The sequence below is a fragment of the Limnospira sp. PMC 289.06 genome (assembly GCF_032350395.1).
Classification (GTDB): Bacteria; Cyanobacteriota; Cyanobacteriia; order Cyanobacteriales; family Microcoleaceae; genus Limnospira; species Limnospira platensis.
Genome location: NZ_JARPLC010000005.1, coordinates 27,252 through 53,252 on the forward strand (window position 1 = coordinate 27,252; position 26,001 = coordinate 53,252).

Annotated in this window: 15 protein-coding genes, 1 rRNA gene, 1 pseudogene and 1 CRISPR repeat array; of the genes and pseudogenes, 5 read left to right on the forward strand and 12 right to left on the reverse strand. The window is 45.9% G+C overall.

Going from position 1 to position 26,001, the window contains the following annotated elements; translation table 11 throughout:
- Window positions 1-236 precede the first annotated feature (236 nt).
- Window positions 237-2,563: a CRISPR direct-repeat array (repeat unit 37 nt; unit sequence GTTTCCGTCCCCTTGCGGGGAATTGGTAGGGTCTGAC).
- A gap of 375 nt (window positions 2,564-2,938) precedes the next feature.
- Window positions 2,939-3,682: a sirohydrochlorin chelatase gene (locus tag P5674_RS02255; protein WP_014276310.1), complete on the reverse strand. Its 744-nt coding sequence runs from the start codon at window positions 3,680-3,682 to the stop codon at window positions 2,939-2,941.
- Between the two features lie 17 nt (window positions 3,683-3,699).
- Window positions 3,700-3,909: a hypothetical protein gene (locus tag P5674_RS02260; protein WP_014276309.1), complete on the reverse strand. Its 210-nt coding sequence runs from the start codon at window positions 3,907-3,909 to the stop codon at window positions 3,700-3,702.
- A gap of 268 nt (window positions 3,910-4,177) precedes the next feature.
- On the opposite strand from P5674_RS02260, the pseudogene P5674_RS02265 reads away from it, so the two are divergent.
- Window positions 4,178-4,312: pseudogene (locus tag P5674_RS02265) on the forward strand (4-alpha-glucanotransferase); the annotation flags it as partial.
- A 129-nt stretch (window positions 4,313-4,441) separates the two neighbouring features.
- On the opposite strand, the gene P5674_RS02270 reads toward P5674_RS02265, so the two are convergent.
- Window positions 4,442-5,254, reverse strand: a complete 813-nt coding sequence (locus tag P5674_RS02270) for a hypothetical protein (RefSeq protein ID WP_006617559.1) — start codon at window positions 5,252-5,254, stop codon at window positions 4,442-4,444.
- Window positions 5,255-5,569: 315 nt separating this feature from the next.
- Here P5674_RS02270 and malQ point away from each other — a divergent pair, with 315 nt between their 5' ends.
- Window positions 5,570-7,081: a 4-alpha-glucanotransferase gene (malQ, locus tag P5674_RS02275; RefSeq protein WP_006617558.1), complete on the forward strand. Its 1,512-nt coding sequence runs from the start codon at window positions 5,570-5,572 to the stop codon at window positions 7,079-7,081.
- Between the two features lie 73 nt (window positions 7,082-7,154).
- Here malQ and P5674_RS02280 read toward each other — a convergent pair whose 3' ends face one another.
- The 3 genes from P5674_RS02280 to P5674_RS02290 form a co-directional block, all read right to left on the reverse strand.
- Window positions 7,155-8,066 (reverse strand): UTP--glucose-1-phosphate uridylyltransferase, encoded by a 912-nt coding sequence (locus P5674_RS02280; protein ID WP_006617557.1) that lies wholly within the window; start codon window positions 8,064-8,066, stop codon window positions 7,155-7,157.
- A gap of 85 nt (window positions 8,067-8,151) precedes the next feature.
- A complete protein-coding gene (gene speA / locus P5674_RS02285; protein WP_006617556.1) occupies window positions 8,152-10,113 on the reverse strand; it encodes a biosynthetic arginine decarboxylase in 1,962 nt (653 codons plus the stop codon).
- Window positions 10,114-10,143: 30 nt separating this feature from the next.
- A complete protein-coding gene (locus P5674_RS02290) occupies window positions 10,144-10,311 on the reverse strand; it encodes a hypothetical protein (protein WP_157888720.1) in 168 nt (55 codons plus the stop codon).
- Between the two features lie 281 nt (window positions 10,312-10,592).
- On the opposite strand from P5674_RS02290, the gene P5674_RS02295 reads away from it, so the two are divergent.
- Both P5674_RS02295 and P5674_RS02300 read left to right on the forward strand, forming a co-directional pair.
- Window positions 10,593-12,515 carry an ATP-binding protein gene (locus tag P5674_RS02295; protein ID WP_006617555.1) on the forward strand — a complete coding sequence of 641 codons (1,923 nt, stop codon included), beginning with the start codon at window positions 10,593-10,595 and terminating at the stop codon, window positions 12,513-12,515.
- A complete protein-coding gene (locus P5674_RS02300) occupies window positions 12,512-14,701 on the forward strand; it encodes a WD40 repeat domain-containing protein (RefSeq protein ID WP_315669771.1) in 2,190 nt (729 codons plus the stop codon). Before P5674_RS02295 ends, P5674_RS02300 begins: the two co-directional genes overlap by 4 nt.
- Before the next feature lie 197 nt (window positions 14,702-14,898).
- Here the strand turns inward: P5674_RS02300 and P5674_RS02305 are convergent, their stop codons facing one another.
- The 3 genes from P5674_RS02305 to P5674_RS02315 all read right to left on the reverse strand — a co-directional run bounded on the left by P5674_RS02305 (window position 14,899) and on the right by P5674_RS02315 (window position 20,384).
- Complete coding sequence (locus tag P5674_RS02305) at window positions 14,899-18,057, reverse strand: efflux RND transporter permease subunit (protein ID WP_006617480.1); 3,159 nt, start codon at window positions 18,055-18,057, stop codon at window positions 14,899-14,901.
- Between the two features lie 191 nt (window positions 18,058-18,248).
- Window positions 18,249-19,118, reverse strand: coding sequence for a Bpu10I family restriction endonuclease (locus P5674_RS02310; RefSeq protein WP_152088314.1), 870 nt, complete (start codon window positions 19,116-19,118; stop codon window positions 18,249-18,251).
- A gap of 6 nt (window positions 19,119-19,124) precedes the next feature.
- Window positions 19,125-20,384, reverse strand: coding sequence for a DNA cytosine methyltransferase (locus tag P5674_RS02315; protein ID WP_231851978.1), 1,260 nt, complete (start codon window positions 20,382-20,384; stop codon window positions 19,125-19,127).
- 153 nt (window positions 20,385-20,537) lie between these two features.
- Here P5674_RS02315 and argZ point away from each other — a divergent pair, with 153 nt between their 5' ends.
- Window positions 20,538-22,652, forward strand: coding sequence for a bifunctional arginine dihydrolase/ornithine cyclodeaminase (gene argZ, locus P5674_RS02320; RefSeq protein WP_006617477.1), 2,115 nt, complete (start codon window positions 20,538-20,540; stop codon window positions 22,650-22,652).
- A gap of 144 nt (window positions 22,653-22,796) precedes the next feature.
- Here the strand turns inward: argZ and rrf are convergent.
- From rrf to P5674_RS02335, 3 genes are all read right to left on the reverse strand, one after another.
- Window positions 22,797-22,913: ribosomal RNA gene (gene rrf / locus P5674_RS02325) — 5S ribosomal RNA — on the reverse strand.
- 131 nt (window positions 22,914-23,044) lie between these two features.
- Entirely contained in the window at window positions 23,045-23,761 is a 717-nt protein-coding gene (gene bioD, locus P5674_RS02330) for a dethiobiotin synthase (RefSeq protein ID WP_006617476.1), read from the reverse strand.
- A 9-nt stretch (window positions 23,762-23,770) separates the two neighbouring features.
- Window positions 23,771-25,765 (reverse strand): serine/threonine-protein kinase, encoded by a 1,995-nt coding sequence (locus P5674_RS02335; protein ID WP_148261864.1) that lies wholly within the window; start codon window positions 25,763-25,765, stop codon window positions 23,771-23,773.
- Window positions 25,766-26,001 lie beyond the last annotated feature (236 nt).

Genomic DNA, 26,001 nt, shown 5'->3' on the forward strand with positions numbered 1-26,001 from the left:
TGTGAAAATGCGATCGCCCCTAGAGGAGTTGCTGGCTGTGAAAATGCGATCGCTCCTAGAGGAGTTGCTGGCTGTGAAAATGCGATCGCTCTGGTGGGGGGAGTTGCTGGCTGTGAAAATGCGATCGCCCCTAGAGGAGTTGCTGGCTGTGAAAATGCGATCGCTCTGCTGGGGGGAGTTGCTGGGGTCTGACGGTCGCTTTCACCACAAGCGACGAGGTGTCCTTGTGGAGTTAAGTTTCCATCCCCTTGCGCTTAATTGGTAGGGTCTGACTATCTGATTCTCTTTTTATTAAGGCTAAGTTTCAAAAGCTGTTTCCGTCCCCTTGCGCTTAATTGGTAGGGTTAGACCTCATTCTTGAAATTGAGAAAGAAGAGATGGCTCCCTGGTTTCCGTCCCCTTGCGCTTAATTGGTAGGGTTAGAAGGTAGGAGAACCCGGAACAGATATTATTTGTGGTTCCGGGTTGTTTCCGTCCCCTGACAGGAAACTGGTAGGGTTAGACCTCATTCTTGAAATTGAGAAAGAAGAGATAGCTCCCTGGTTTCCGTCCCCTTGCGGGGAATTGGTAGGGTCTGACTATTTATGCTATCGATAGGCCCGCCCTCCACTGGAGCATTGTGACAGGTTTCCGTCCCCTTGCGGGGAATTGGTAGGGTCTGACCAGAAATTTGGGCACTCTTCAATCGGGGTGACGGGGATGGAGAGTTTCCGTCCCCTTGCGGGGAATTGGTAGGGTCTGACCCTCTATGGCGTTTTGCTCAAGGAGATCAAACTCCCTCTCCGGTTTCCGTCCCCTTGCGGGGAATTGGTAGGGTCTGACCGGGGCTGAGATCTCGGGCATGCACCGCCTGATGCTCGAGAATGTTTCCGTCCCCTTGCGGGGAATTGGTAGGGTCTGACGTTGAGGGCTATAAAGGCCCAAGGCCTCGCAGCCGCCGGTGTTTCCGTACCCTTGCGGGGAATTGGTAGGGTCTGACGACAATTGCTGGCTAGCATTTCCTTGTTTGAAATGTTCATCTTGTTTCCGTCCCCTTGCGGGGAATTGGTAGGGTCTGACGCGTCGGTGTGAATCCTAACGTCCACATTTTGCCGTGTAGTTTCCGTCCCCTTGCGGGGAATTGGTAGGGTCTGACTTTGAATGTAATTGTCGAAGGTGATTTAAGAAAGCGTTTCCGTCCCCTTGCGGGGAATTGGTAGGGTCTGACAGGACCCCCATGGTGTATCGGGGGTACGCAATTGTCCGCTTCGTTTCCGTCCCCTTGCGGGGAATTGGTAGGGTCTGACTTTACCCATCCATCATGCATCATGCATCATGAAAGTTCCAGGGTTTCCGTCCCCTTGCGGGGAATTGGTAGGGTCTGACTATTACAATAATATTGTTGTGTTCCATATCTAAGCAATCGTTTCCGTCCCCTTGCGGGGAATTGGTAGGGTCTGACCGGATGCTGGAGGAGGACTTTTCGGACCTGCCAGAGTACATTCTGGTTTCCGTCCCCTTGCGGGGAATTGGTAGGGTCTGACCGGGCGAACACCGGAAGTTTGATGACCGCGCAGAACGCGGAGTTTCCGTCCCCTTGCGGGGAATTGGTAGGGTCTGACAAGGGCGGGAACTCACTACCCTCAGAGGGCATAGGCGCAAGGTGTTGGGTTTCCGTCCCCTTGCGGGGAATTGGTAGGGTCTGACTTCCGATAGACCGCCGCCAAGAGGTTTACGACTTCTGGCGGACTGATGGTTTCCGTCCCCTTGCGGGGAATTGGTAGGGTCTGACGCGAATATTGAATGTGTAAAATGATTCGGCTTTAATTTCTTGATGGGTTTCCGTCCCCTTGCGGGGAATTGGTAGGGTCTGACGGAAATGTGGCTCTTGGCAATCGTGGCGACATCTTTTGGTTTCCGTCCCCTTGCGGGGAATTGGTAGGGTCTGACAACGACCTACCAGGTTGAAAGTTTTTCAATAAAAAGAGTTTCCGTCCCCTTGCGGGGAATTGGTAGGGTCTGACCTAGTAATCCTCTAAAATTAGAATTGTTACCAGTTTACATAAAGTTTCCGTCCCCTTGCGGGGAATTGGTAGGGTCTGACGTGTTTTGAAATGCTTTAAAATGCTCCCGTTTTTTCATTAAGGTTTCCGTCCCCTTGCGGGGAATTGGTAGGGTCTGACATCAAAAAATCAAAAATAAGGACAAAAGTAATTTTTGGTTGGGTTTCCGTCCCCTTGCGGGGAATTGGTAGGGTCTGACCCCGTCTCGAAAGTCAGGGGAAAGAAACGACGATTGCAGAGATCGCGAAGGTTTCCGTCCCCTTGCGGGGAATTGGTAGGGTCTGACCAGACTTAGGCATAGACAAGCTGGCAGAAGTAGTCACAAAGTTTCCGTCCCCTTGCGGGGAATTGGTAGGGTCTGACCATCCCATGCATCATGAAAGTTCCAGGACTTGTCACGTTTCCGTCCCCTTGCGGGGAATTGGTAGGGTCTGACCGTGTTGGGGTTCGACGACTGGAACCAGGCACACTGCGAAAAAGCGATGTTTCCGTCCCCTTGCGGGGAATTGGTAGGGTCTGACCCTATGCCTTTGGAAACGTTGCAGTATGGGGTTTTCAAGGTGCGTTTGCGCGAGCATACCTAGAAGGTGCTTAACAAAACTTTACAGGCTGTTTTTGTCGAAGCAAATTCCTTTGTTTTCACTGAAATTAATACTATCAGAGAGAGCGCCAGAGTGTCAACCCCCAAAAACAAAAACTTTTCTGTTGTTGGCTCCAGTTTACTTGAACGATCGCCAAATTAAAACTCGCGCGAGGTTATGAGAATCTGTAACATTACTTTACACAAGCCCAAACACTTACCCCGAAACCAACAGAGATATTGGGGAGGGTCGATCGCCTCAAAAAACCCCAATAATTATGAGAATCACCCCCCACCCGAGCAGGGGGAAGATATCTTAGAGGTAAGATTTCGCCCAAGTACAAATCAAATCCCCCAGGTGTGTGCTGTGGTCTAGGGGAGGCGTGAGGTGTAGTTGGCTATGGGGGAACCTGTCGCCAAGATTGGCCACCACATCCGCGATCGCATCAGTAGTGCGACCCGAAAACAGAAAATAAGGTAAAATCCCAATCCTGTCATATCCAGCTTCCAGCAACTCCTCAACCCGTGACTCCACATGGGGAGGAACAGACCAATAAGCTACAGCAGCCTTGATTTTATCAGCTATATCAGCGATCGCCTCATTTCCACCCGCGCGGCGACTCCCATGGGAAAGCAGAACCCAAGCATCAACATAGTAACCCCTCTTGAGAGCCTCTAGTAGTCGCGCCAACTGGTTAACCTCCCTTCCCAGATAAGGTTGGAGTTCAAGCTGTATCTCCCTTCCCAGGAATTTTTGCGCCAATTCCACCTCCGTGGGGATATCTTCGCGCACATGAACCCCAGGTAACAGAAACAGCGGCAGAATTTGGACTCGATTAATCCCTAAACTCAGGCTATACTTAGCGAATTGTTGAATTTGTACAGATAGGGGAGTCGGACCTAACTCCAACACCGCACTCCCCACCAAAGAATCAGTTAAACCATTCCAACCCTTTTCAACCTTCAGGCGATCGCTTAACTGTTGTGCTAACCTATTTACAACCAATTGAGGGCGGCGATCGCGACTACCGTGGGACACAAGCAAAACAGTGGATAACACGGGCTACTAATTAAACTTCAGTCAATTAGTTTAACCCATCCCCGGCGCACATTGTAGAGTAAGCGGTTAATAATCGCTTGTTCATCCTCCGTGATGGTTTCTTTGAGGAGGATAGCTTTCAACTTTTGGCGGTCTTCAGTCGTCACCACACTGGAAAACATCACTTGACCAAACATTTCCTCAAGGGAACCATTAGAATTGGTCATGCTGTTATAGTAGCTGCTCATCTCCCTAACCTCAATGCTCCACTATATATATATCTTCCCTCAAGTGGCTGATTTTTTCTGTGATTATACAGACGACTACATATGAGTTGGATCACCTGAACAGGTGATCCCCATCGCTCTTAGTTGTGATTTGCATCAACCGTGCTGGGGGATACCCTCTATTATACCCCACAATTCATTTAAGTTTAACCGAGGCAATAATCCCCCCAAAAAGGCGATCGCTTTGTGATATAAATAGAAGCGGTTTCTACGGGAATATATATTAATTATGCACCTTGAACGAGCCAGCGGTATCTTATTACACCCCACCAGCTTCCCTAGTCGCTTTGGTATTGGTGACTTAGGACGTGCCGCTTATGAGTTTATCGATTTCCTAGAACGTAGTGACCAGAAAGTTTGGCAATACTATCTCAAAGCCCCTCTCCCCCCTAGGATTCGGATTTAGGGTGAGGGTAATGTTTTCAGAAAGTGGCTTCTAAGCTAGAAAGCCACCTCTGTAGTATAGGGGGTATTCCTAACACAGGTTTTTTCCCTATAATCTCCAGGTCAGTTGGCGACGAAAACTAAAGCTAATTAACCGCCAACGAACTCCACTATTTCGGAGTGTTTTGATTCTGACAAAATAACCTGCTAGTAATCGCAGTATGCCTTTAATGCGGGCTTTAGCGCGTATCAGTTGGGCATTATATGCCTGGGTATATAATGGCTCAAAGGCTATTTCTCCCCAGAGAACATCGGCTTGATGACCAGGACTTAAACCATGTTTGCGGTGTTCAGGGTTAGCCAAACCTCCGTGTTCTCCGTAATTGCGGAAAGGAATAAAGTTTTGCAAATTATGAGAGCGCAAAAATGTATCTATTTCCGAATCCCAAGTAGAATAAGTTTTTCCCTGAGTTTTTTCGGTGATTTTCTCGGAAAATTTAATGAGAATTTCTGCGGCTTTGGGGCTGACAATATAAGCTACCATACCGGTTGAAAAACCTTCGGCATATCCTTCTGGAGAGACCCAATATACTTGAGGGCTGCAAGTATAAATCCAGGTAATTCCGAGATTAGGCAATTCCTTATCAAAAGGTAAAGGCAGTTGTCCAAATTCTAAAACCGGAACAAAATCCGCTTCCACAATTAAACTAGGCTGGCTCTGCTGAGTCGCTATTTCCCAAGCCTGACGGTGGTTGAGCATACACCTATAACTTGGAGAAAATTGTTGATATTCTGGCTTATCTTCTTGGCGAATAACTAGACATTCAAATCCTTCTTTGGTCAAGTATTCTTCTAATTTTTGGGTAGGCTCTTTATAAGCAATAATCAAAACTTGACTCAGAGTATCAACTAAACTATTCATATTCGCTATTACCTAAAGTAAGTGGCTTGACATGAGAACATCCGTCCACAAGAGACTTCAGCAGCCGTGGCGATCGCCATAAGCGTTTCATCATATTTCCGCCCTCATGGCTAGTAAAAGACCCCGATTTTTCGCCCCTACCCATGTTGTACACTGTGGGGACACAAAATCCAAGTTCTCCCTGGTGGGTTTTCCTGTTCAGGAGTTGGGTAAAAACTATATCGGTCAGCTTTTTTGGTCATGTTATACATGGTAGATCCAGCATCATTTGTGTGATATAAATAAAAGTGGTTTCTACGGGAATATATATTAATTATGCACCTTGAACGAGCCAGCGGTATCTTATTACACCCCACCAGCTTCCCTAGTCGCTTTGGTATTGGTGACTTAGGACGTGCCGCTTATGAGTTTATCGATTTCCTAGAACGTAGTGGCCAGAAAATTTGGCAAATTCTGCCTCTCGGTCCGACAGGTTACGAGCATTCCCCCTACATTATGAACTTTAGCACTTTCGCGGGAAATCCTCTGTTGATTTCTCTCGATCGCCTAGCCGAAGAAGGGTTACTCAATAGCCGGGAATTGCTACCCTTACCAGATAACCATAATCCTCAGCGCGTTGACTTTCCTAGGGTAATTCCTCATAAAGGACAATACCTCAAACAAGCCTTTGATTCCTTCTGGGAGTCCCTACAATCACAACCTAACCATCGTTTCGAGGAGTTTTGTCAACAAAAAGCCTCCTGGCTCAATGATTACGCCCTATTTATGGCACTCCTAGAGCAGAACGACGGTAAAGATTGGAATCAGTGGGAACCGGCGATCGCCCGCCGAGAGCCCCAAGCCTTGCAAGCCAAAACCGAAGAACTCCACACTCAGATTATATACCATAAGTTTCTGCAATTCAAGTTTTTTGAACAATGGAGCCAACTGCGACGCTACGCCAACAATAAAGGCATTAAAATTATTGGTGATATCTCCATTTATGTGTGCTATAATAGTGCAGATGTCTGGTTTGCGCCTAACAACTTTCAACTGCACCCAGAAACCCTTAATCCTGCCTATATTGCGGGAGTACCCCCCGACTATTTTAGTGCTACCGGACAACTTTGGGGGAATCCCGTTTATGATTGGGATGAACTAAAACGCACTAATTATGCTTGGTGGATTGAAAGATTCCGCGCCACCTTGGAATATGTAGATTTAGTCCGGGTTGACCATTTCCGAGGCTTTGAAGCCTATTGGCGAGTGCCCTATGGGGAAACTTCCGCTTTGAATGGGGAGTGGGTAACAGCGCCCGGTGCGGAGTTCTTTGAGAGTCTCGGTCAACAGTTAGGAAGTTTACCGGTTTTAGCGGAAGATTTAGGAATCATTACCCCAGAGGTGGAAGAGTTACGCGATCGCTTTGAGTTTCCCGGAATGAAAATCCTCATGTTTGCATTTGGGGAAGATTCTAACCATCCTTATTTACCCCATAATTATACCCGCAATAGCATTGTTTACACCGGAACCCATGACAATGATACCACTGTCGGTTGGTGGCAAACCATGACCCCAGAAATTCGTCAGCACGTAGCTGGATATTTAGGTTATGCTTTCCCAGAAGCCATTGAGGACATTAATTGGGCTTTAATTCGGTTAGCCCTAAGTTCCATTGCTGACCTAGCCATTTTCCCGTTTCAAGACCTGCTAGGATTAGATAATAGGGGGAGAATGAATGACCCTAGCACCAATGCCGGAAATTGGCGGTGGCGCTATGAAAGTTCCACATTGTTAACCCATCCTTTGTGCGATCGCCTGCGCTATTTAACCCAAATGTATAGCCGCTAAATCCCCCTTTTTTTTGAGGGAAGGTTGGGGAGGGAAACTGATAAACCCCCCCTGATTAAATCGGCTGTACTCCCTAGGATTTAGTCTTGATATTGCGGAATTCTACCAGAGTCTTAAAATAGGTTTCTGGTAGACCCGTATCAAAACAGCGACCTTGGACAAGATACCCAGTAATTTGTTCTTTTTCTAGGAGAGTTTGCCAACAGGAAGTCAGTTGATATTCTCCCTTTTCCCGGACATCACGGCGGATATTGTCGGCTAAGAAGTCAAAGATTTTCGGTTCAATGATATACAGCCCAAATATAGTCAAAAACCGATCCCATTCCAGTCCGGGAACTCGCATATTTGTCCGCGCATAATTGAGAGTTGGCTTCTCATAGATTTCCGTCAGGTCAAATAAATAATCAGAATCTTTAACCGGAGTTCCGGCTACACAACCATAGTGCTGAATGCGATCGCCGGGAGTAATTCGCACACCGATAACACTCTGTTGAACTTTCTCATAAACCTCCAACAATTGACGGGCGCAGTTTACCTCCAAATCGGAAGCATAAACATGGTCACCCAATAGTAACATAAAAGGCTCATCATGCACCCAGGGGGCGGCACAAAAAACCGCATGACCGAATCCTTCTTGTTGTTCCTGGGTTAAAATAGTAATCCGTTCCCCCAAGGTTTGTAAATAGTGGCTATAGTCTCGACTACTGGGGGACAATTTCCGCCAAAATTCCGGTTTAGGAGACCCTTGGAAATAGTCCTCAAATAAGGAGCGATCGCCCGATTGAACAATAATTCCGACCTCTTCAATTCCAGCATTAATAGCCTCTTCCACGACCACCTGAATCACAGGTTTAGCGATTCCCTCAGCATCAACTATAGGGAAAAACTCTTTTTTAATCATTTTGGAGGCTGGGAACATCCGAGTACCAAATCCTGCGGCTGTGATGACAGCTTTGCGAACCCGTCGATTTTCTTGTGCTTTCATAGTCTCAAATTATCCCCTTTAGGGAAACCTGTATATTTTAACTTATTTTATGCTGAAATTGGGGTAATTCCGTAAAATTTGAGCATCAGTGAGAGGTCAAATAGGTATATTGGGTCAAACTGCGTTCATAGTTTTGTAGGAGAAGCTGAGATTCTTCGATGGTAATTTTTTGGGACTGAAGGGCTTGTTCAGTTTGGCGGCGGATACTTTCCACCAAATCCTCACTGTCATATTGTACATAACCCAAAACCTCATTCATAGTGTCCCCTTTGATGACATATTCCACCGCATAACCTTGAGGATTGAGTTTAATATGAACTACATGGGTATCGCCAAATAAGTTATGTAAATTCCCCATAATTTCCTGATATGCGCCCGCCAAAAACATCCCCAAATAGTAGGGTTGTGAGGGGGTGAGGGGGTGCAATTCTAAAATAGGTTTAGATTCTCCCCAATTGATAAAGCTGTCAATTTTACCATCGCTATCACAGGTTAAATCTGCCAAGGTCGCCCTCTGAGTCGGTTCTTCATTCAGACGATGAATCGGCATAATCGGAAAAAGTTGGTCAATAGCCCAGGAGTCCGGCGCAGACTTAAACACGGACAGATTTACATAGTATATAGAAGCCATAATCTGCTCAAGATTTTTCAAGTCATCAGGGATGGTTTCCAAACCCCGAAGAATGTCGCGGATTTGATGACAGCAAGCCCAATATAATTGTTCAGCTTTGGCGCGATCGCGTAAATTCAAGTAACCGAAATTAAATACACTAATCGCCTCCCCTTTAAACTGGATCGCGTCGTGATAGGCTTCTTGGTAATTCTCAGGATTAATAGATTGATAGGTTTCGGCTAAATTCCTGAGAATCAAATGATCATCATCATTAATAGTAGGGGGATTTTCGGCTGTGGGTTCACTACTTCCTAGGATATCAAAAACCAAGATAGACTGATGAGAAGCGATCGCCCTACCACTTTCACTAATCAAAACCGGCGCATTAACTTTTCCCTCCTCGCAGGCTTCCTTAACTTCAGCGACAATATCATTAGCATAATTTTGCATATTGTAGTTTTTAGAAGCCGGGGCGTTACTTTTAGAGCCATCATAATCGACTCCCAAACCGCCGCCCACATCGAGATATTGCATATTAGCGCCTAATTTAGCCAGTTCCACATAAATTTGACTAGCCTCTCGAATGGCATCTTTAATAGCACTAATAGAGGATATTTGTGAGCCAATATGAAAGTGTAGGAGTTGCAAACAATCTAACATTCCCAAACCTTGGAGGCGATCGCATACCTGGATAATTTCAGGAATAGTTAAACCAAACTTAGCGCGATCGCCCGTCGAACCTCCCCAACGTCCTACACCTCGGCTTCCCAATTTCGCCCGCACTCCTAAAGTCGGTTGTATACCCAGATTTTGACTAGCTGCTATGGCTAATTCCACTTCTTCCAACTGTTCCATGACGATAATAGTTTTACGTCCCAACCGTTGGGCTAACATGGCAGTTTCGATATATTTTTGGTCTTTATAACCATTACAAATTAGTAGAGAGCCGGGAGTAGTCAGACAAGCCAAAGCAATCAATAATTCTGGCTTAGAACCCGCTTCTAATCCCAATTGATAAGGTTCACCGAAGCGCACCAAATCCTCAATTAGATGACGTTCTTGGTTACATTTAACCGGATATACTCCCCGATAAACTCCGGGATAGTTATAGCGGGCGATCGCCTTAGAAAAACAAGCATTTAGGCGCTCAATGCGGTCTTCCAGGATATCAGGAAAGCGGATCAATAAAGGTAGCCCCAAATTTCGTTTTTTCAGAGACTCCACCAACTCATATAAATCAATAGACCCACCGCGATCGCCTTGAGGGGAGACCGTGATATGACCCGCAGCATTAATAGAAAAGTAAGGTTCACCCCAACCCTGAATGCGGTAGAGTTTCTCGCTATCTTCAATGGTCCAAGTTCGCACCTGGTCAGATACCCCATGATCAGAAACCGGGTCAGAAGTAGAAGGGGTCAGGGGTTGTAATTTCATAATCGCGAATTTCCTTACTGTTACCGTCTATCAGACAGTGTAGCTTGACAAGTCGGAGATCAGGGTCGAAACCAGATCGAGGTCGATAGTGCTTTCTGGTCGCCATTGTATCCTCAAATATAGGATCGGTGTTGGTGTGGCGATCGCTTGTAATTGTGACTCAGAGGTTAGTTCACCCAGATGATCACGGAAGGGCATAATCTGATACAATATGGCATCAAAGTCTGTGGCATAATCAGAGATGGCTCAAGAATATAACTATCAAGATATTCTTGAAAATATGGGTTCAAAATACATCACAGAGTATTGTTGTGAAAATCTATCCTAGGAGAGTGGCCTAGGATCAGGGTCAAAAGTGAAAATAAGTTTATGTATTGCTGCTATCTCTAAAATTCAGCCTACCATAGACTCTATCCTAGTTATATCCTCGGAATTGCCTAGAGGTTTGCTCGGTTAACATCACTAGCATATACAAAATTATGATCAACACCGTTAAGCAACACAAATTATTCCTAGAGGTGACAGCCTTACTGTCTGTAGGTTCCGTCGTTACAGGTTACACCAAAGCCGCTACCCCCTTGTACAGACATTTTACGGAACCTCTTGCTAACAGTATCACAGCCAGTAAATTGCTGGATTTTGCCAAAAAACTAGGGGAAACATCCCCGGGTTTGAGTAAGGAAAAATTAGCCAAATCTGTGGGAGGTGCGATCGCTTTAGGAATCTTGCAAATCTCCCAAAAACAATCCTATCAAAATATCGCCCCCGAATTAAAGAATTTAGCCAAAAATACTCAAAAATACTGGCTACAAATCGAACCCAGTAGTTCCCTAGATCCCGACTATCCAGCTATTGGTCAAGAGCATTTGCGTTATACATTAGCGGCTAACGGTTCAGATATTTTCTTAAAAACTCTGGATCTCGATAGTTGGCAATCTCTAATTACCTGGTTAATGGAACAGCATAAATCCCATTTACCTAAAGGTATTCACCATTACCAAGATGCCATCAATGCCATTAGTCAACATCTGCATAAACGGTTTGCCCATAATCTAGCAGAAATCTGGAAACAAGATGCTGCTAAAGGGGGGCAAGTTTTTCATGGTATGGTATTAGATTGGCTGCGGGATAGTCTGACATCCGCCCATCAAATAGCCATTACTCAACAGGACATCCTGAAAATTTTAAAACAGTTAAACACAGGCTTGGATGACGAACTAGGAGCCATTCAGGAAGCCTTAGAACCTTATTTAGATCAGACACAAACGCTTTTTAAGATTTCGCCACAATGCGAAAGTATCATAGCTGATACAACAAAGGATTTTGTGGGGCGCACCCATGTTTTCCAAGAAATTCTGGAGTTTCTGCAAACAAAATCCCAAGGTTATTTTGTGTTAGAAGCAGATTCTGGTTATGGGAAAACCGCCATCCTCGCGCGTTTAGTCCAATTGTGTCAAGGTCATTGTCTCAGTTATTTTAACAGCAATTCTCTGGGAAAAGTTACGGCACGACAATTCTTAGAAAATATCTGCACGGCACTAATTAAAGGTTATCAACTGGACTATACCAGTTTACCAGAAAACGCCCTGCGAAATGGTAAAGTTTTGGCTGGGCTGTTGAAGGAAGCCAGCGAGAAGCTACCACGGGGGAAAAAGTTAGTGGTAGTTGTGGATGCTTTAAACGAGGTGGATTTATCTAGTCAAACACCGGGAAGTAATGTGCTTTACTTACCAGATAAACTGCCGGAGAATGTCTATTTTATCATCTCCAAACGTTCTAAACAACTGCCCTTGCCAGTAAGTGACCATCAAACCATCTGTAATTTAATGCAGTATCGGGCAGAAAGTGCTTGGGATGCTGGTCAATACACGAATAAGCGCCTGTCTAAAAGTCCCCTAATTCAAAAGTGGATGGCATCGCAAAAGTTAACAGCGGAACAGTTTTGTACTCAACTGGTCGCCAAAAGTGAAAATAACTTCATGTATTTGTGCTATGTGTTGAATGACATCCATAATGGGGTTTATGATGGTAAAAGTCTGGAGACTTTACCGATTGGTTTGTGGGGGTATTATCATCACCACTGGCAGATGATCAGGATTAATCATAAATCCTTACCTATGGCTCAAATTCGCGCCATTTATGTATTATCCAAAGTGCGCGAACCTGTTTCTCGTCGTTTGCTGGCGAAGTTGACGGGGGTAGAAGAGTCGGTGCTATCTAAAGTTCTGGAACAATGGGCTCAATTTTTGCAGGTGCAAATGATTGACAACGAAACTCGATACAGTATTTACCACGGGTCTTTTCATGATTTCCTGGAGAAGCAATCGGCTGATTCTGGTGTGAATCTTGAAGAGCTTAAACGTGGTATTGTGGAGAATTTAGCGAAGGGAGCGCCTTTATGACCCAAAAACTGACCCATTGGCTGACTGAACAGTTACCAGAAGACCGTCTCCATGTGTTACGACACCAACCTATTTATCTGGCGGAAATTAAGGATATAAAGCGCTTGGTTGATTGGTTAATGGATTTTGGCTTTTTGGAACAAAAGTTAGCCAATGTGGGGATCCGGGCGCTAATTGATGATTATGATTTGGCTTTATCTTTGGTGTCCCCAGGTCAGCAACGGGTTTTCCAATTGATTCAAAAGTCTTTGCTGATGTCTTCTCATATTTTGGAGGAAGATAACAGCCAGTTGGCGGAACAATTGCTGGGACGGCTATTATATTTCTCGGAACCGGGGATTAAAGACTTTATCGAACAGGTGAAACAATATCAGGATCGGTCTTGGTTTTGTCCGCTGTTTCCCTGTTTTGATTCCCCTGATGGGGTGCTGATTCGGACTTTGGTGGGTCACGGAGACTCGGTTAATGCGGTGGCGATTACTCCTGATGGTAGGGCTGGTGTGTCGGCTTCGGGAGATACTACCCTAAAACTGTGGAATTTGAAGACGGGACGAGTGGTGCGATCGCTTCAGGGTCATACTTGTAGGGTCTTGGCTTTGGCGATTAGCCCTAGCGGTAAGCGGGCGATTTCCGGCTCCTATGATAATACCCTCAAAATGTGGGATTTGCGGACTGGCGAAGAGTTGCGAACTTTTGCGGGTCATGGGGATTGGGTGACGGCGGTGGCGATGACTCCAGACGGTAAACGCGCTCTGTCGGGTTCAAAAGATACTACTCTCAGGCTGTGGGATTTGGTGACAGGGGAGGAAATACGAACTTTTACGGGTCACGGGGATTTGGTGGCGGCGGTGGCGATTACTCCTGATGGTAAACGGGCTCTATCGGCTTCTTTTGATAAGACTTTGAAACTTTGGGATTTACAAACCGGGGAAGAGTTGCGAACTTTTGCGGGTCACGAGGGTTCAGTTTGGGCGTTGGCGATTACTCCTAATGGTAAACGGGCTCTGTCGGGGTCTTTTGACCAGACTCTTAAATTCTGGGATTTACAAACCGGGGAAGAGTTGCGAACTTTTGCGGGTCATGAGGATTCGGTTAATGCGGTGGCGATTACTCCAGACGGTGAAAGGGCTCTGTCTGGGTCTTTTGATAAGACTTTGAAACTTTGGGATTTACAAACCGGGGAAGAGTTGCGATCTTTTGCGGGTCATCGTCGTTGGGTTTGGGATGTGGCGATTACTCCAGACGGTAAGCAGGCGCTTTCGGGGTCTTTTGACCAGACTCTCAAACTTTGGGATTTGGCTACGGAAGAGGAGTTAGATTGTTTCCTCGGTCATAGTGATGCTATCTCTGCTGTAGCAATTACCCCTAATGATAGGTGGGCTCTGTCGGCTTCCTATGATGAAACTCTCAAGTTGTGGGATTTGCAGACGGGACAGGAGTTGCGCTGCTTTGTGGGTCACAGTGATTGGGTCAGGACGGTGGCGATTACCCCGGACGGTAAACGGGCTTTATCTGGGTCGGAGGATACTACTCTCAAGCTGTGGGATTTGGAGTCGGGACAGGAATTATTTTCTCTGACTGGTCATACTGACCCGGTTAGGGCGGTGGCGATTACCTCTGATGGGAAGTGGGCGCTTTCGGGGTCGGAGGATAACACCCTTAAACTTTGGGATATGAGGACTCTCAAGGAAATTCGCTCATTTATGGGTCATGATGATTCGGTTTCGGCTGTGGCGATTACTCCTGATGGTAGGTGGGGGCTTTCGGGGTCGGAGGATAACACCCTTAAACTCTGGGATTTACAAACTGGACTAGAAGTGCGATCGCTTGTCGGTCATCGCCGTTGGGTTGATGCGTTGGCGATTACCCCAGACGGTCAGCAGGCTCTGTCCGGGTCTTTTGACGATACCCTCAAGTTATGGGATTTGCTCACAGGACGAGAAGTGCGATCGCTTGTGGCTCATCGGCGATCGGTTAATGCTGTGGCTGTCACCCCAGACGGTAAGCGGGCTCTGTCCGGGTCTTTTGACGATACCCTCAAGTTATGGGATTTGAACACCGGAACCGTCCTCGCTAAGTTGATCACTTCTTCTTCTGTCCGATGCTGTGCGATCGCTTCTGATGGCTGTACCGTGGTCGCCGGTGATGGCGGCGGACAGATCTATTTTTTAACCATTCAGGGCTAGGGCTGAAACCTCCACCCCTCCCACACTACCACCCCCTCTGGTTTAACTATGTTGAATAAAAAATCAAGCGTATAGCCATATCAACCCCAACGATACCATTATAGCTTAGGGCTGATGATTTGTCAACCTTTTACTGAAAAATCGGGCGTTTTTTTTAGGTGTTGAACAAAAAATCATCTAGCCCAAAATCAGGGTGATTATTCTTTGATAGAAGCCATATTTTTGGGCATTTTTTTAGCAGGTGATACGCGCCGCCGTTTAGGTTTAAAGGGATTTTTAAGCCAGTTTTGGAACCCATCAACATAGGTAAACCAAACGGGAACGACGACCAAAGTTAAGAGGGTAGATGTAGTCATTCCACCAATAACAGCGATCGCCATAGGACTGCGTACCTGAGAACCTGCGCCCCACTCCAAAGCAATAGGTAACATACCAGCGATGGTAGAAAAAGTGGTCATCAAAATAGGTCGCAGTCGGGAACATCCAGCTTCTAGGACTGCATTAAATCGAGACATTCCCATCTGTTGATTAGCCATAGAACAATCGACCAAAAGGATGGCATTTTTAGTGACCAAACCCATCAACAGAACAATACCAATGAGAGCAAATAAGCCCAACTCTTTTTGAGTAACCATCAAGGCTAGTAATGCGCCGCCGAGGGATAGAGGTAAAGCCATCAAAATGGTAACGGGGATAATAAAGTTGTTGTAAAGCAATACGAGGATGGCATAAATTCCCAAGACAGCTAAAGCCAAAGCGGAGAGAAAGCGGGTGAAGACATCAATCATAATTCTAGCATCACCTTCGGACTGCTGTTGTACATCAGGCGGTAGGGGGTTCATAGCTGGTAAAGCCTCTACCAGTGCGAGAGCATCACCCAAGGAAAGACCTTCTAAATTAGCCTCTAATTGTACTTGTCGGGAACGGAAATAGCGGTCAATAGTAGCGGGACCGCTACCGATAGTAATATCAGCGACAGCAGAGAGGGGAACTAATCGACCATCCTGGGTAGGTATGCGTAAATTTTCGATCGCCTCAAAATCATTGCGAAACTCCTCAGCCAATTGTACTCGGATAGGAATTTGGCGATCGGGTAAGTCAAACTTAGCCAAATTCGACTGGTTATCACCCAAGGTAGCTAATAAAGCGGTGCGGGCGATCGCCTGTACAGAAACGCCCAAATCTCCAGCCCTTCTAGGGTCAGGACGAATCAAGATTTCCGGTCTGACCAAACTAGCGCTAGAGGTAACTTCTACGAGTCCGGGAATTGACCGCATTTGGCTTTCCAAAGCATTAGCAGTTTCTAACAAAGCATCGGGGTTATCACTACTAAGAACAATAGATAAATCCTTGCCGCCGCCACCTGCACCCTGGGACTGAAAGCTAATTCTCGCGCCAGGAATTTGAGCAAAACGGGTTCTCATTTGTGTTTCAAATTCCGCCTGGGATATCTCCCGGTCATCGGAGGGGACTAAATTTACAGACAGGGTAGCTTGGTTAACTTCTACGACACCTTCCCCACGATTTCCCAAGACTGCTAAAACGTTGTCAACGGCGGGATTTTCGGCTAAGTGGGCGATCGCTTCTTGGGTGGTAGTTTCCAATTCGGCTAAAGTGGAACCGGGCGGTAATTGAAGGGAAATGGTACTTAATCCAGTATCTCCACTACTAAATAAGCCTTTGGGGATGAGGGGGACTAATTGTAAACTGGCGATAAAAAAGGCGATCGCTAATAACAGGGTAGTGATGCGGTGTCGCAACGACCAAGCCAAAAGGCTGCGATAGGGAGAGAAGCGCCGCCGGGTGTGATTAGTGTCAGTTTTGGGAGGTGTTGATTTTTGTTTAAGTAACCTAGCGCCCAATAGGGGAGTCATGGTACAGGCGACTAGGGTAGAAAACATGGTAGAGGTAGCTACTGTAACTCCAAAGGGTTGGAAAAATTGACCGGGAACCCCTCCCATAAAAGCGACGGGAAGGAAGACAGCGACAATGGTGGCGGTGGTGGCGACTACGGCTAACCCAATTTCGCGGGAAGCGTCAATAGCAGCTTTAAAGGGAGGTTTACCCATCTCAACGTGCTGATCTATATTCTCCATCATACAGATAGCATCATCTACTAGGTTTCCCATGGCTAAAGCTAGGGCTAATAGAGTCATCCCATTGAGGGTATAATCAAACATCCGCATCACCAGGAAGGTGGGTAAAATCGATAAAGGTAAGGCGATCGCCGTAATTAAAGTTGGTCGCCAGTTTCGCAAAAATACACCGACGACCACCACGGTTAAAATGGAACCGATAACTAACGCATCCACTGAGGCTTGATAGGACTCGCGAATAGAATTAGCCCTGGTGACAATTAGTTCTAGGTTAATGTCTTCTGGGAGTGTTTTTTGTAGGTCTACCACCCGCTCGCGAATACCTTGTTCTACTGATACTAGGGTGCTTCCGGTACTGCGGAGGACGGAAAAGCCGACAACAGGAGTACCAATTTCACTGTTAGACTCTAGGGGAAAGTCTGCAAATTTGGCGACTTGGCGGACTTCTGCTAAACCATCGGTAACCGTGCCAATACTGGACAGGGGAACTGAGTTACCATTGGGGAGTATAATTGGATAGTCTCTTAATGCTTCGACGGTTTGGGCGCTTCCGAGGGTGCGGATACTTTTTTCACTACCGCCTACTTGCGATCGCCCTCCGGGAAGGTTAATATTAAAAGCACGAATTTGGTCGTTAACTTGGGTGGTGGTGATGCCTAAACTTTGGATGCGATCGGGGTGAAGTTCGACGCGAATTTCTCGGTCAACTCCTCCGAGTCGTTGAATTTGGGCGACACCAGGAACGTTAAGTAAGGCGCGGCTAATAGTGCGATCGACAAGATCGCTAAGTTCTTCTACTGAGCGGGTGGGTGATGTTACCGCATAGGTCATAATCGACCCGCCCGCAAATCGCAGACGCTGTACAATAGGATCGTTAATGTCTTGGGGTAGGCTTTGGCGAATTTGAGCGATCGCATTACGGACATCATTAGTAGCGCGATCGCTATCGGTTCCCAAAACAAAACTCACGGTAGTGGTAGATACTCCGTCTCTGACTGTAGAGGTAAGTTGGTCAATATTTCCTAATCCGGCGATCGCATCTTCGACCTGTTTTGTCACCTGATTTTCCAATTCATTAGGACCCGCACCCGGTTGTGTAACTGTCACCGTAACCGCCGGAATATCTATATTAGGAGTATCATCAATTCCCAGTTGAAAAAAAGACATCAACCCCACCAGCGTCAGGATCAAAAACAGCACCAAAGTGGGAACAGGTTGTCGAATCGACCATTCGGAAAGATTAAAACTATTTTTAGCCATAATTTATTGATTAATTTACAGTCATCTAATCTAATCGGTTTGGGTTGTCAAGGGAGAAAAGTATAGTCTGAATTGTAGCATATCATAGCATACAAACGCGGAAAGATTCACCTCCTTGCGAGTTTAATAATGATATGGGATAATTAGGGCAGGGACTCGGGGAAGCCAGAGGAATTGTCATAGCCAAGATTTTAGAGTAAAAAACCACGATTTAAACCATCTGATATTCCTCCCTCCCAGTCGGAAATCAGAAACTCTCGTACTTTCAGAAATAGATGTTGTACTACATCAGAGTATATAGGATTTTTCTGATAACTCTCAAGATATCTAAATTCTCTATCAGTATTTTTTTGTTTTCGCAAAATATAAATTTGATCAATTTTATATTTTCTCAGATTCACCGAGTCAGTAAGTTTGAGCCATTCTGCCACTACAATATACATAGCATTGGGATTTTTATACTTGAGTTGTTCAGCCGCCGTAGAAATATCTTGCAGCATCGTCTTATCTAAATAGGTTTTGCATTCAATCGCTACAGCAGGAATATCCCAATTGTGTGTTTCTACGACCGGAGAACCTTCACATTTCATTTGTGTTTCCACACTAACTCCAATCGCAAAGTCATGGTCTTTTATCTCAATTAAAGCATAGGGCTTTTTCAGCATTTCTTGATAAGAAGGTGGGCGAAAAAATACATCTTTAAAAGAGTGAGCTTTTCCCAGCAGTGCATGGGGAGAAATTTCTTGAACCAAATCTCTAAATAAGTAGTACATAAACTCCTCTAATACCGAAGAATGTAGATTAGACCGAGAATCGAATTTAGCAGCATAGTGTTGCTGATCTAAAAAATCTTTATAATCATTGAGGATTTTTACTCGTTCATCCATGATTACCAAGTCATTTGGATGTGCTTTTGAACCGGGACCTATCAGGGATTGATTAGCAGATTTCCACTGCTCATAATGTAATCTAATTTCCGCCAAATAACGCCGAGATTCATCGTCTCTATATTTGGTTTTATGGTTTTCTTTTTGGCTAATATTTTTACCGTGAACAAACATATTATTTTAAAGTTGTTTAAAGAGATTTTCCGCTATAGCTTTTGCCATTAAAGGGGGAACAGCATTACCAATTTGATTATATTGGCATAGATGCTTTTCCGCCAATCTACCCTCACGCTCTAAAAGTTTGTGACTGACAACAGTTGGCTTACCTTTGAACACATACCAATCTGGAAAAGACTGTATTCTCGCACCCTCCCGCGCCGTAAAATTGCGATTTTTATAAGGATGAACAAAATTAGCATAAAAGGAAGCTGGTATAGTGTTGCATGGTTTATATGGGGACATTCTTCTATTATTTTGGTCATAGATTTTATCAGAAAACTGATGGCTATTTCTTTTGAGGGGGCGCAAATGATTAGGTACATCAGATGTCGAGTCTCCCCAGCCCATTGATGCAAAACGCTGAACTAATCGCTGAGAATGTTTCATAGCTTTATGATTAAAAACCCTATCAGAACCATTCCTGAGAATCTGTTGATATTCATGATCTGGACATTTATTATATTCCATTTCTTCTGCTCCTTCCCCCGCATCAATATCGGGTAAGTCTGAGATAGCCTCCCATAGACTTGGGCATTTCTTTAGATTATGTGTAAACAACTCTGTCTGATTACTTGTTGTATGTGTAGGCTGAGGAAATGGATGGGTAAGATCACATCTATGAGCCAGGATAAATAATCTTTTTCTGACTTGAGGAATTCCATAATCAGTAGCATTCAGTATTTGATAATTTACTTGATATCCTAGATGCCGCAATTTTGACATAATCAAATCAATAACTAGCTGTCTATTGGTGGTTTTAGCTTTAATTAAATTCGGGACATTTTCAATAATGATAATCTCCGGCTGTAGCAAACTGCTAATTCTGATTAAATCCTGAAACATATAATTTCTAGAGTCTTGGCGATCGCCTTTATTTTGATTGCAAATAGAAAAGCCTTGGCAGGGAATACCTCCCAAAATGATGTGAGGTTTAATCTCCCCAAAAGTGTCAAGGATTTGTTCGTCAGTTATCCCTTTAATATCACCTTTAATTAGATGAGCATTTGGATGATTAAATTGAAATGTCTCACCAGCCCATTCATCGATTTCAATAGCACCAATAATGTGGGCTCCCGCCCACTGGAATCCTAAACTGAACCCTCCGGCTCCAGCAAATGTATCTAACACAGAATATTTCATGTTTTGGTAGTTGGGTGTGCAATGACTGGAGATAGAAGTGCGATCGTCCCCAGCACCTAGTCTAGCATTTGCAGTTGGCAATGGGGAAAGTGTGTTGCTACGTCCGGCCATGTTAGAATAATAAGTCGGCTTGACTATGGCTAAACTTGACCACTTCTAAAACACTTGTCAGGTGTGGGAGTGGTTTTTGTGGTTTAGTGGCTGTGATGTGTATATCTACCAATTAGCTTAATTATGACTGATGCGATTCGCTTTCTCATGTGTCCCCCAGATCACTATGATGTAGATTATGTGATCAACCCGTGGATGGAGGGTAACATTCATAAATCATCCTACGATCGCGCTGTAGAACAATGGCAGAAACTCTACCATACCATTAAAGATCATGCGATCGTCGATCTAGTGCAACCAGAGAAAGGTTGGCCAGATATGGTGTTCACAGCTAACGCCGGACTGGTATTAGATAAGACTGTGGTTCTCAGTCGGTTCTACCATAAAGAACGCCAAGGAGAGGAACCTTATTTTAAGGCTTGGTTTGAAAGCCAAGGATTTACCGTTCACGAACTCCCCAAAGATCTCCCTTTTGAAGGCGCAGGAGATGCTTTATTAGACCGTGAAGGCCGCTATTTGTGGGCGGGATATGGTTTCCGGTCTGAACTTGACTCTCACTCCCTGTTAGCCGAATGGTTGAATATAGAAGTCCTATCCCTGCGATTAATGGACGATCGCTTCTATCACCTCGACACCTGCTTTTGTCCTCTGACAGGGGGTTATTTGCTGTACTATCCCCCAGCTTTTGACTCATATTCAAATCGTCTCATTGAACTGCGGGTTCCCCCAGAAAAACGCATTGCTATTGATGAACCAGACGCGGTTAATTTCGCCTGTAACGCCGTCAATATTAACCAGACGGTGATTATGAACAAAATCAGCGATAACCTCAAATCAAGGCTATCTGAAGCCGGATTTAATGTCGTTGAAACTCCCCTGACCGAATTTCTGAAAGCGGGAGGGGCGGCGAAATGTTTAACTTTGCGGGTAACTGAACCCATCATCGAGGATCGCCATGCTGCGACCCAACTCGAAAGCCGCACAGTCTGTTTACAGGGTCACTTATTAGACGCAGGTTTAATTAACCGCGCCTTAGATCTAGTCGTCGAAGGCGGCGGTAGCTTCCAAGTCCAGAATTTTAATCTAGGGGAACAGCGCCAAAGTACCTCTACCGCGCAAATTAAAATCTCGGCTCCCTCCCATGAGGTCATGGAAGAGATTATGAGTCAACTAATTGATATCGGCGCGTTTTCTCTACAAGAGGATGTTCAAGATGCGAAACTGGAAACCGTCCATCAGCATGGTGTCAGTCCCGATGATTTCTATGTGACTACTATTTATCCCACAGAAGTACGCATCGCTGGTGAGTGGGTCCTCGTTCAAAATCAGCGCATGGATGGGGCGATCGCTGTTACCGAAGGACCCTCAGGACCGATCGCCCGTTGTAAATTATTGCGCGATCTCGAAGTTGGCGAAAAAGTAGTTGTCGATGTTATGGGTATCCGCACTATCCGCAAACCTGAATCTCGCGAACAGCGTAATAACCAGGAATTTGGCTTTATGTCAGCCGGGGTTTCTAGTGAACGCCGCGTAGAATTGATCGTCGAACAGGTAGCCTGGGAAATGCGCCAAATTCGCGATCGCGGTGGTAAAGTCGTCGTAACCGCTGGTCCTGTCGTTATTCACACCGGAGGATCTCAGCATTTATCTCACCTCATTCGCGAGGGTTATGTCCAGGCTTTATTGGGCGGAAATGCGATCGCTGTTCATGATATTGAACAGTCCATGATGGGAACTTCTCTCGGTGTCGATATGAAACAGGGAGTCGCCGTCAAAGGGGGACACCGCCATCATCTCAAAGTCATTAACACTATTCGGCGTTGCGGTAGCATTGCTAGTGCTGTCCAACAGGGAGTTATCACCAGTGGTATTATGTATGAGTGTGTCCGCAATGATGTTCCCTTCTCCCTGGCGGGTTCTATCCGCGATGATGGCCCTCTACCTGATACCCAGATGGATTTAATTCAAGCACAGCAGCACTATAGCCAGTTGCTACAAGGTACAGACATGATTATCATGCTCTCTACCATGCTTCATTCCATCGGTGTCGGTAATATGACTCCATCTGGCGTTAAAATGGTCTGTGTGGATATTAACCCGGCTGTGGTCACAAAATTAAGCGATCGCGGTTCCGTTGAGTCTGTGGGTGTAGTCACTGACGTGGGGCTGTTCCTCAGCTTGTTGGTCAAACAACTAGACCGCCTAACCAGTCGCTATGATGCCAAAACAGCAGTCTAACCATCCATAATTAATTACACTATCGCGCAAGTCTCCCCCGATCTAATCATCTCATCGGGGAGATGCTCATATTCCCATACCCCACCAAAACAAACTAGGACTTCCTACCGTTTACCACTGGCGGGAAGTCCTAGTTCATAATTATCCTGGCATCTTGCTATTTTCCCAGGCAGCTACCCGCCAAGTATCTTCGCCGTTTCAGCGTTTCACATCCGAGTTCGGGATGGATCGGTGTGGTTCCACTGAGCCATAGACACCAGGAAAGCTCTATAATCTTTCTCTGGTTGCGATCGCTTTAGCGTTTCGTCGCTTCTCTCTCTCGCACAGTTATTAATAGTAGGGGATAGTTCAGGAAATGTCAACCCCTAAATCAAACTTTTTTTGAGATTTCCTCAAACCCCTGATATACAAGGATTTCCCGCCCATCTGATCGGCAAAATCGCCTCCAAATCTAATTGGGCGGCGACTTGGGCTAATTGTTGCAGGTCCGTGGGATTGTCCAAATAGGGCATCACACCCAAAACCGGAATTTGGGTCAGGGAGGTAATCAGATCCGCCGGAGTCCAATTCTCAACATCCTGGGGTTCTGTCGGTTGAAGACAGTTAAGGACAATGCCGCGCAAATTTACTTTAGCCTGTCTAGCCAGGGCCACATTAGCCACAGCCTGAGCGATCGCCCCTAGTCGCACAGGAACCACCAAAACCGTTGGTAAAGCCCAATCCCGCGCCAAATCAGCCACAGTCAATTCCCTAGTTACAGGGGAACCCAAACCTCCCAAGGCTTCCACCAGCACCAAATCTCGCTCTTGCTGAAGGTTGACCAAAGCTGACCAAGCCTGACTGAGTTCGACCTGGCGATTTTCCTTTTCCGCCGCCAAGGGGGGAGCCAGGGGTGCATCAAAATAAATCGGTGCGATCGCCTCTAGGGACTGTTCCGGCCAAAATAGGCGTTGATACAATTCGCGATCGCCTATTCCCGATTGAATTGGTTTGAGTACACCCAGACTCACAGACCTTTGGTAACTTTGAAAATAGGCAATTAACGCGCTAGTTAAAACCGTTTTTCCGGCTTCCGTATCAGTTGCAGTAATCAGCAGGGTATTTTTCACAATTAACTACTATGGCAAAATTAGTTTATCGAGATTCTTAACCTCATTATTCCCCATACCATCTACCTCCGTCTCTGATTCAGGAAAGAAAGTTGGCGGTTTTTCCGATGGTTTAGGGTTCCCACTCAGATCAAGATTTCTCTCTGTGTTTTCCGGCTTGGGTTCCGGTTCGGGTTCCGGCTTAGGTTCCGGCTTGGGTTCCGGTTCCGGTTGTGGTTCCGGCTCCGGTTGTGGTTCCGGCTCCGGTTGTGGTTCCGGTTCCGGTTGTGGTTCCGGTTCCGGTTGTGGTTGCGGCTCCGGTTGTGGTTGCGGCTCCGGTTGTGGTTGCGGCTCCGGTTGTGGTTGTGGTTGCGGTTGTGGTTGTGGTTGTGGTTGTGGTTGTGGTTCTGGTTGTGGTTCGGGAATGATAGGAGGTAAAGAGTTAATCAATTCCAACTCTAGCGTATATTGACTTTCCGACAATTCTGGGAGAGTTTCCAAGATGATAGTATAGTCACCATCAGCAAATAAAGGACCCTGCCAAATTGATACCCCAGTCGCGCGGGAATTAACCGGGTTGTTGTCAGGTCCCAGCAATGTCAGTAACACACCATCACCAGTAACAGACAGATAAAGCTGTTGTCCTTCCGTAGCCGATAGGAGATATTCAGATATTTGATTGGCGGCGATCGCCCCTTCAACAACAGTAGTATCTCCCGGCGTGACATCTAAGCGTCTAGTTAACACTTCCGGTGTCGGTTCCGGTTCCGGTGTGGGTGTCGGTGTCGGTGTCGGTGTCGGTTCCGGTGTCGGTGTCGGTTCCGGTGTCGGTGTCGGTGTCGGTCTAGGTCTAGGTCTAGGTCTAGGTTCCGTTTCAACAGTAGTAATCGGGTCTGGGTCTGAAGTTGACCCAGTAGAATTTAGTAAATAGCTCACCAAACTCCAAGAACCATAACCCGCGATGATAGCCACAGCAATTCCCGCCGAAATAACAGCAACTGGGTTATTCCAGAAAGACTGAAGGGAAGGGGTAGAGATCACCGGAGTAGTTTGATGATTAGACCCCGATCGCATAGACACAGGAGACCCCACCGCCAGAGTTTTGAGTCCTGATAAATTCGGGTCAGTAGTGGGGGGAGTCGGTATAATGCCAGAGAGATTATTGAGAGCCTGTTGTACTTCCCTAGCCGACTGATAGCGATCGCCAGGATTACGGCTCAACATTTTATTGAGAACCGCCGCCAGTTGAGGAGTCACAGTAGCCCAAGGTTCCCACATCCAGGTTAGATTTTGTTGGTTAATTAAATCTTGAGGTTCCCGTCCCGTCAGCAGAAAAATCGCCGTTACCGCCAAAGCATACAAATCGCTACTGGGGGAAACCTTCCCCGTTTGCATTTGTTCAGCAGGAGCATAACCCAATTTTCCCACCCTAGTTTGACCCACCGGCTGAGTTTGACCCGGAGACTGAATATAAGTCGCCTGTTCAATCACTACCCCAAAATCAATCAAAACCGGAAGCTGATCGCGATCGCGGCGGATAATATTATCCGGGGAAATGTCGCGATGAATAATATTGAGGCTATGGAGATGCTCCAAAACTGGTAGCATTTGCTCAAGGAAAGTTATCACCTCAGCCTCAGCAAAAGTGCGAGGTTGACCAACAGGGGCATTTTTCCGGTCTTTGAGCAGCGCATAATAGGTTTGACCCTCCACATAGTCTTGAACCAAAAACAAGCGCTGATTTTCCTCAAAAACCGCCCCAAACTTAGGAATTTGCGGGTGTTGGATTTGGTAAAGCACCTGAGCTTCCCGCCTAAATAGTTCTTTAGACTTTTCCCAAGCATAGGTCCCCATTTGCACCGGGGTAAATTCTTTTAACGCGCAATACTCATTAAAGCGACCGAGATCTTCAGCCAGATAAGTTAAGCCAAACCCACCTTGACCCAAAACCCTGATCAAGCGGTAGCGATTTTGTAAAACAGTCCCTAGTGGAATAGCCGATTGCATAGAATTCATACTTGTCATGAGTTACAAATTAACAGATACATCAAGGCCAGGCCCTCAAAAAGTCTTGATTATGCCCCCTAATTGGTGTTTAACAACATTTTTAACCATGTTTCCGTGAGCCTTCCCTTTCCGTCCTTGCATTATTGGTCTAGTCTGGTCTGATCAACTTACCCATAACCTGTATGTTGAGCCAACCTCGCCCCAACTTGGTTGAGCATATCATCAACAACCGTCGCCACCTGTTCCCATCCTTT